Here is a 6,506-nt window from a genome sequence, read left to right on the forward strand (position 1 = left end):
ACGGCGATCAGGATGCTTTCGCCGATTCGGTCCTGCTCATCCTGCGATCTCCTGTATTGCGTTCTAGATTCCATCGAGCGTCTCGGCGGCGCCCAGGGGCGAAGGGCGATCCCACCGCATGAACCGTTCCACATCCGGGTCGACGAGGATGTCACTCGGGCGCAGCGGCCGGGTGAGGTAGAGCCCCTCGAGCGAGGTCAGCCGGCTCAGGGCCACGTAGGTCTGACCTGGGCTGAACGCACGCGAGCCGAGGTCGACGATCGCGCTGTCATAGGTCTTGCCCTGCGACTTGTGAATCGTGACAGCCCACGCCAGGCGAAGCGGGAACTGGGTGAACTCGGCGACGATGTCCTTCTTGAGCTGCTTGGTCGCGGCGATGTAGCTGTACCGGTACTTCTCCCAGATCACCGGTTCGACCTCGACGATCTCGCCGTCCACGTCGACGAAGACGTTGGTGTCGATCTTGGTGACTCGCCCGATCGTGCCGTTCACCCAGCGCTGTCCCTCGCCGCCTCCGCCGGTGTCGTTTCGCAGGAACATCACCTGCGCACCCACCTTGAGTTCGAGCGTTTCGTCTGCCGGGTACGTTCCCTTGCCGAAATCTCCGCTCACTTCGGCGTTGGCCTTGAGCGCGCGCCCGGGCAGTTTCGCGAGCGCCGCGGCATTGATGCGGTTGACGATGTCGTTGCGGGTCGCGAGGGTGATCGTGCCGTCGTCCGGCGGCGTCCTCGCCCCCATCGAGTTGAGCGCCCCGGCGATCTGGGCGGTGACCTGCCCGTGACGGACCGCGTTGAGCATGTACTTGAAGTCGGCATCCGACTGCCGGTGGATCTCGGTGAGCTCGATGATGTGGAGGGGCGTTTCCTGCCACACTCTCGCATCGAAGAACCAGAACGACCGGTAGGTGTCCTGAATGTAGTTGCGTTCCTCGCCCTGCCCCGGAACGGGCGCCAGTTGGTACGGGTCGCCGAACAGGACGATCTGCACGCCGCCGAAGGGTTCGTGCCGCCGCTGCCGAGCCTGTCGGAGGCTCCGGTCGATGGCATCCATCAGGTCGGCGTTGACCATCGAGACTTCGTCGATGACGAGCGTGTCAATGGTGTTGAGCAGCTTCTTGACCGTGTCGCTCTGGTCGATGTCGTGGTCGGCGATCAACCCGATCGGGAGCCGGAACAGCGAGTGGATCGTCTGCCCGCCGACGTTGAGCGCCGCGACCCCCGTGGGAGCGCAGATGACGATCTGCTTCTCGGTTCGCCAGGACAGGTGGTTGAGCAGGGTCGACTTGCCCGTCCCTGCCCGACCGGTGACGAAAACGTGCTCGCGGGTGTCCTCGATCCGGTCGAAAACGGCCTGCTGCTCGGAGGAGAGCTCGATGCTCGGCTGGGGGTTGGTCACGGATGCCTTCAGGAATGTTCGCTGGAGTATCTACTGTATTCGCCGGGACCGGGAGGGGCGTGCAGGGCTGTGGACCGGTATCCGTTTCGGGCCGATGGCGGATGGGGGATTCGACGGGACCACCATAGGATAGCTGCGTGAGCCAGCCCGAAAGTCCCGTCCAGATGCACCCGCAGCAGAGCGCACAGGCTGGTTGGATCGAACCACCCGCGCCGGAGTCCGAGCCCCGTTCCTCGATGGCGGAACGGACCAGGGCAACCATCATCTGGGCGGTCGTCGGAACGATGCTCATCGGTGCCGCGTTCGCTGCGATGGGGGCGCTCAACCGCGATGTGTACGGGGCCGGGGCCTTCGTCGGTAACTATCTCAGCAAGCTGCAGGAGAAGGATGCCGCCAGCGCACTCCGGATCCCTGGCGTGACCCTGGAGGAATCGGAACTCACGGAAGCCGGCCTGCCGGCGGGAAGCTCCAATGCCCTCCTGCGGAACGCGGCCCTCCCCGAGCTGACCGGCCTTGCCCTGGTGGAGGACGTCGACCAGGGAGACGGCGTCCATTCGGTCACCTGGTCGTTCCAGAGCAACGGCGCCTACGGCGAATCCACCTTCCTCATCAAGAGCACTGGCACCCGGTTCCCGCTGATTCCGACCTGGGCGTTTGCGCAGAGCCCGCTGGCCGTCGTGAACCTCGCCGTGGAGCACTCGACGGCGTTCACGACGAACGGGTTCCGTCTCGATACCCGGTCACTGACGGGAGAGCAGGCTCCGACTTTCCGCAACATCGTGAACGTGCAGGTGTTCACGCCCGGTGCTTACATTTTTGAGTCGACCACTGATTTCGTCACGTCCGAACCGGAATCCGTTCTCGTCGACGAGCCCACCCGCGTGCACGAGGCCGCTGTTGTGGCAGCCCCGACCGACGAGTTCGTCGCTGCCGCGCAGGAATCCGTGAACGCGCAGCTTGATGCCTGCACCGAACAGAAGGTCCTGCAGCCGACCGGATGCCCGTTCGGCATCGTCGTCGACGACCGCATCTCCGGAGACCCGCAATGGTCGTTCGAGAACTACCCGGAGATCAGGGTCGAGGCGGGGACAGAGTCCTGGGTGTTCCCGACCACCCGGGGCGACGCTCACCTGGAGGTCGACGTTCAATCCCTGACTGACGGGTCGATCACCCCGTACGACGCCGACGTTCCGTTCTCGATGACGGGCAGCCTCTACATCATGTCCGATGGGACCGTCGCAGCGACTCTCAAGGAAGACGGCGACGCGTAACCCCGCTCAGCCGCGTCCGCCGAGCCGGGCGAGACGCTCGTTGTATTCCTTGAGTTCGGCGTCATCGGTGCGATCCGCGTTCCGGTCGAGCCGCTTCTGTTCCTTGGTGTCGCTTCGGCTCCACTGGATGGCGACGGTGATGGCCAGGGCGATGGTCGGTAACTCGCCGAGACTCCAGGCGATGCCGCCGCCGATCTGCTGGTCGTCCATCGGCGACGGACCCCAGGTCCTGCCCATGGCACCGAACCAGTCGGCGAGGAAAAGCCCGACATTCGACATGATCGCGAGCCCGAAGAAGGCGTGGGCGGCCATCGTGGCGAGGAGCAACAACAGGCGCATCGGATACGAGAGCCGGAACGGTACCGGATCCACCCCGATCAGGGACTGGACGAAGAGATAGCCGGTGAGCACGAAGTGGACGATCATCCATTCGTGCCCGATGTGGTCCGTCATCGCCCAGCGCATCAGCGGGGAATAGTAGAAGACCCAGAGCGAGCCGACGAAGAGCACGGCTGCGACGACAGGGTTGGCGACAACGCCGGCGAACTTCGAGTGGACGGCGAGGAGAATCCACTCGCGCGCGCCGCGGGATCCGTCGTCCCTTTTCTCCACGGCTCGCATGGCGAGGGTCACGGGGGCGCCGGGCACGAGGAGCACGGGCACGAGCATGGTGAGGCCCATGTGTCCGAGCATGTGCACGCTGAAGAGGTAGTCCTGGTACGCGGCGACACCGCCGCTGGTCAGGTAGAAGAGCACGAGCAGTCCCAGGACCCAGAACACCGTGCGGTGGATCGGCCATTGGTCTCCGCGGCGGCGCAGACGGAGAACGCCGGCCAGGTAGAAGAAGATCCCGAATGCGGTGACGAGCAGCCAGATGAGGTCGATGTCCCAGGTCGTGAAGTAGCGCTCGAAGGTGAGCTCCGGCGGGAGCGGCTCACCGGTGAGCAGTTCAGCGGCAGTAGGTACGCCGGCGATCTCCTCGGGCACCGGGGTCGCTGTGCGGGCAAGCGCTGCGGCGAGACCCGAGGCGATGCCCATGAATGCGAGCTCGGCGACGACGATCCACCAGAAGTAGCGTCCAGCCGTGTCTCGCGCAGCCTTCATCCGTCCGATCAGCCAGTTGCGGTGCACAGCGCCGAACAGCCCGATCGCGATGAGCGCGGCAACCTTGCCGAGGACGAGGACACCGTAGGGGGTGAGCAGGCGGTCGAGGGTACCGATCCGCAGTTCAGCACTGGCGTAGCCGGACACGGCGACGACGAGAAAAGAGACCAGGGCGAGGCTCGAATAGCGCTCGATGATGGGGACGATGCGGCCGGAATCGAAAGTTCCCCGAAGGAGGATGATCGTGAGCAGGCCGCCGAGCCACACAGCCGCGAACAGAAGATGCAGCCCGAGTCCGGTGACGGCGGCGTCATGACCGGCGGTACCGGCCGCGTGGCCCTGCTGCGCCATCGGCACGAGCGAGATGAGGGCGAGAATTCCGACGAAAACCAGGAGGATCTGGCCGCGCACGGCGAAGCACAGCACGGTGAGGGTTGCGGCGATCAGGGTGGTGGCGAGCCACGCCTGGCCCAATTCGACGTCGGTGAAGAACAGCCCGAGCTTCGCGCCGAACTGGTCGTCGAAGGTGATCGCGGTGCCGGTGACGTTCAGGAAGGTGAAGAACCCGGTGGCGCCGGCGGCGATGGTGTACAGCGCCGCACCGGATGCGGCGACATCCAACGCGCGATGGTACTCGTCCTTCTTCGGCGAGAGGGCGAACAGCGCAAGCACGATTGCGCCGATCGTCACCGCCGCGCCGATGTTGACCAGGAGTTTTGCGATGGGCAGCCCGAAACGGACCAGCGTCCCTGGGTCCCCGACGGGACGCGCGTCCGCTCCTCCGCCATAGGCCAGCCCGACCAGAAGGGTGAGGAGCGCGACGCCGACGAGGAGGGCAGGGCCGACGATCCGGGTAACGCGAAGCACCCCTCAAGCCTACGGTGTGCCCGGGCCACGAACCTGCGGTCCCGCTGATCACTTCCACCGACGAAACGACGCGGATGCCTCGCGGCGCGTTAACGACGAAAGGGGATGCCGCGCAGTGCGCGGCATCCCCTTTCAGGACGACTACTTTGCGGCAGCCTTGAGCTTCGATCCAGCCGAAACCTTGACCGAGTGGCCGGCCGGGATCTGGATCTCTGCACCGGTCTGCGGGTTGCGGCCCGTGCGTGCGGCACGTGAGGTGCGCTCGACGGCGAGCCAACCTGGGATGGTGACCTTGACGTCATTGCTGACCGAGTCAGCGAGCACGGTGAACAGCGAGTCGAGGACGCCGCCAACGGTCGCCTGGCTCTGGTTCGTCTCGGATGCGATCTTTGCAACGAGCTCGGTCTTGTTAAGCGACTTATCAGCCATTGAGTTGTCCTCCTCGGACTTTGCTTTCTACAGCCTGTTTCATAACTGTCCCGAGCCGTTCCTGCACTCGGGCCGGTCTGTCTGACCGCGTCGAATCTATCAGAGTTCCGCATGTTCTCGCGGAAATCGGGCTCGTGTGGCCTCATTTTCTGCGGCGTGTCACAGCATCCGTCACTTTGACCCCACTTTTTGGCTCCCGATGACGCTCTCAGCGAAAATCCGCGTCATTCCGCGACTTTCGCTGTTAACGACACAACGGGTGTCAGCCCGAAGGCCGACACCCGCTGTGAGGTGAGTTCGAAGTGCTTACCAGCTCGACTTGGTGATGCCGGGCAGTTCGCCCTTGTGCGCCATGTCACGGAAGCGGACACGCGAGATGCCGAACTTCGAGAGGTGGCCGCGGGGGCGTCCGTCGACGGCGTCACGGTTGCGCAGGCGCACCGGTGAAGCGTTGCGGGGAAGCTTCTGCAGGCCGAGGCGAGCGGCTTCACGCGACTCGTCGGTGCCGTTCGGGTCCACGAGGGCCTTCTTCAGCTCGAGGCGCTTTGCCGCGTAACGCTCAACGATAACTTTGCGCTGGTTGTTCTTCGCAATCATGCTTTTCTTAGCCATGGCTTAGCGCTCCTCTCGGAATTCAACGTGCTTGCGCACTACGGGGTCGTACTTCTTGAGCACGAGACGGTCGGGGTTGTTGCGACGGTTCTTCTTGGTCACGTACGTGTAACCGGTACCAGCCGTCGAACGGAGCTTGATGATTGGACGTACGTCCTGCTGCTTAGCCATTAGATCTTCACCCCACGAGCGAGAATGTCCTTGACGACAGACTCGATGCCACGGGCGTCAATAACCTTGATGCCCTTTGCGGAAAGCTGCAGCGTCACATTGCGGCGCAGCGAAGGGACGTAGTACGTCTTCTTCTGTACGTTCGGGTCGAAACGACGCTTGGTGCGCCGGTGCGAGTGCGAAATGTTGTGCCCAAAGCCGGGAACGGCTCCGGTCACCTGGCAGGTTGCTGCCATGATGGTCTTCTCCTTAGATACCGTAGGACGAGGTGCCCTACCCAAGATTTCTTGTCGGCACGCGCAGAACCCCCTCGATTCTCGGAAGAAAAGGGGAGTTGGCGTACAAATTGACCGGAATACTCCCGGCCAAGGGTCTACCTTACGGGGTTCAGGGCCGAACCACCAAACGAAAACCGCACTCGACAGGCTGACGGAGGCCGCAATGCGACTGGGCTACGCGGTCGGCTATTGGAAACAGGGGCCACCGCCCGGTGCGCTAGAGGCTATCCTCGAGGCCGAGCGTCTCGGCTTCGAGTCGGTCTGGACGGCCGAGGCTTACGGGTCGGACGCATTCACCCCGCTCGCCTGGTGGGGCTCCCACACGCACAACCTCCGACTGGGGACCGGCATCGCCCAGATGTCGGCCCGCGCCCCCGCG

General features: G+C 64.2%; 8 protein-coding genes. 2 read left to right on the top strand and 6 right to left on the bottom strand.

Features of this window, described 5'->3' with window-relative positions:
- Window positions 1-63: 63 nt before the first annotated feature.
- The gene (locus ACLQ62_RS05440; RefSeq protein WP_411720651.1) at window positions 64-1,395 is read right to left on the bottom strand and encodes an ATP-dependent RecD-like DNA helicase; all 1,332 of its coding nucleotides are present in this window, start codon (window positions 1,393-1,395) and stop codon (window positions 64-66) included.
- Window positions 1,396-1,532: 137 nt separating this feature from the next.
- On the opposite strand from ACLQ62_RS05440, the gene ACLQ62_RS05445 reads away from it, so the two are divergent.
- On the top strand, window positions 1,533-2,666 hold the full coding sequence (locus ACLQ62_RS05445; RefSeq protein ID WP_411720652.1) for a hypothetical protein: 1,134 nt from the start codon (window positions 1,533-1,535) through the stop codon (window positions 2,664-2,666).
- 6 nt (window positions 2,667-2,672) lie between these two features.
- Here ACLQ62_RS05445 and ACLQ62_RS05450 read toward each other — a convergent pair whose 3' ends face one another.
- From ACLQ62_RS05450 to rpmB, 5 genes are all read right to left on the bottom strand, one after another.
- Window positions 2,673-4,637 (bottom strand): cytochrome c oxidase assembly protein, encoded by a 1,965-nt coding sequence (locus ACLQ62_RS05450; protein WP_411720653.1) that lies wholly within the window; start codon window positions 4,635-4,637, stop codon window positions 2,673-2,675.
- Window positions 4,638-4,778: 141 nt separating this feature from the next.
- Window positions 4,779-5,066: an HU family DNA-binding protein gene (locus ACLQ62_RS05455; RefSeq protein WP_297362578.1), complete on the bottom strand. Its 288-nt coding sequence runs from the start codon at window positions 5,064-5,066 to the stop codon at window positions 4,779-4,781.
- 306 nt (window positions 5,067-5,372) lie between these two features.
- Window positions 5,373-5,678 (bottom strand): 30S ribosomal protein S14, encoded by a 306-nt coding sequence (gene rpsN / locus ACLQ62_RS05460; RefSeq protein WP_090711643.1) that lies wholly within the window; start codon window positions 5,676-5,678, stop codon window positions 5,373-5,375.
- Between the two features lie 3 nt (window positions 5,679-5,681).
- Window positions 5,682-5,849, bottom strand: coding sequence for a 50S ribosomal protein L33 (gene rpmG / locus ACLQ62_RS05465; protein WP_056010525.1), 168 nt, complete (start codon window positions 5,847-5,849; stop codon window positions 5,682-5,684).
- On the bottom strand, window positions 5,849-6,085 hold the full coding sequence (gene rpmB / locus ACLQ62_RS05470; protein WP_184239701.1) for a 50S ribosomal protein L28: 237 nt from the start codon (window positions 6,083-6,085) through the stop codon (window positions 5,849-5,851). Before rpmB ends, rpmG begins: the two co-directional genes overlap by 1 nt.
- A 205-nt stretch (window positions 6,086-6,290) precedes the next feature.
- Between rpmB and ACLQ62_RS05475 the strand changes: the two genes are divergently transcribed.
- On the top strand, window positions 6,291-6,506 hold a 216-nt coding region (locus tag ACLQ62_RS05475), incomplete at its 3' end, for an LLM class flavin-dependent oxidoreductase (RefSeq protein ID WP_411720654.1).

The sequence above is a fragment of the Mycetocola sp. genome (assembly GCF_046716805.1).
In the GTDB taxonomy this organism is placed as follows: domain Bacteria; phylum Actinomycetota; class Actinomycetes; order Actinomycetales; family Microbacteriaceae; genus Mycetocola_A.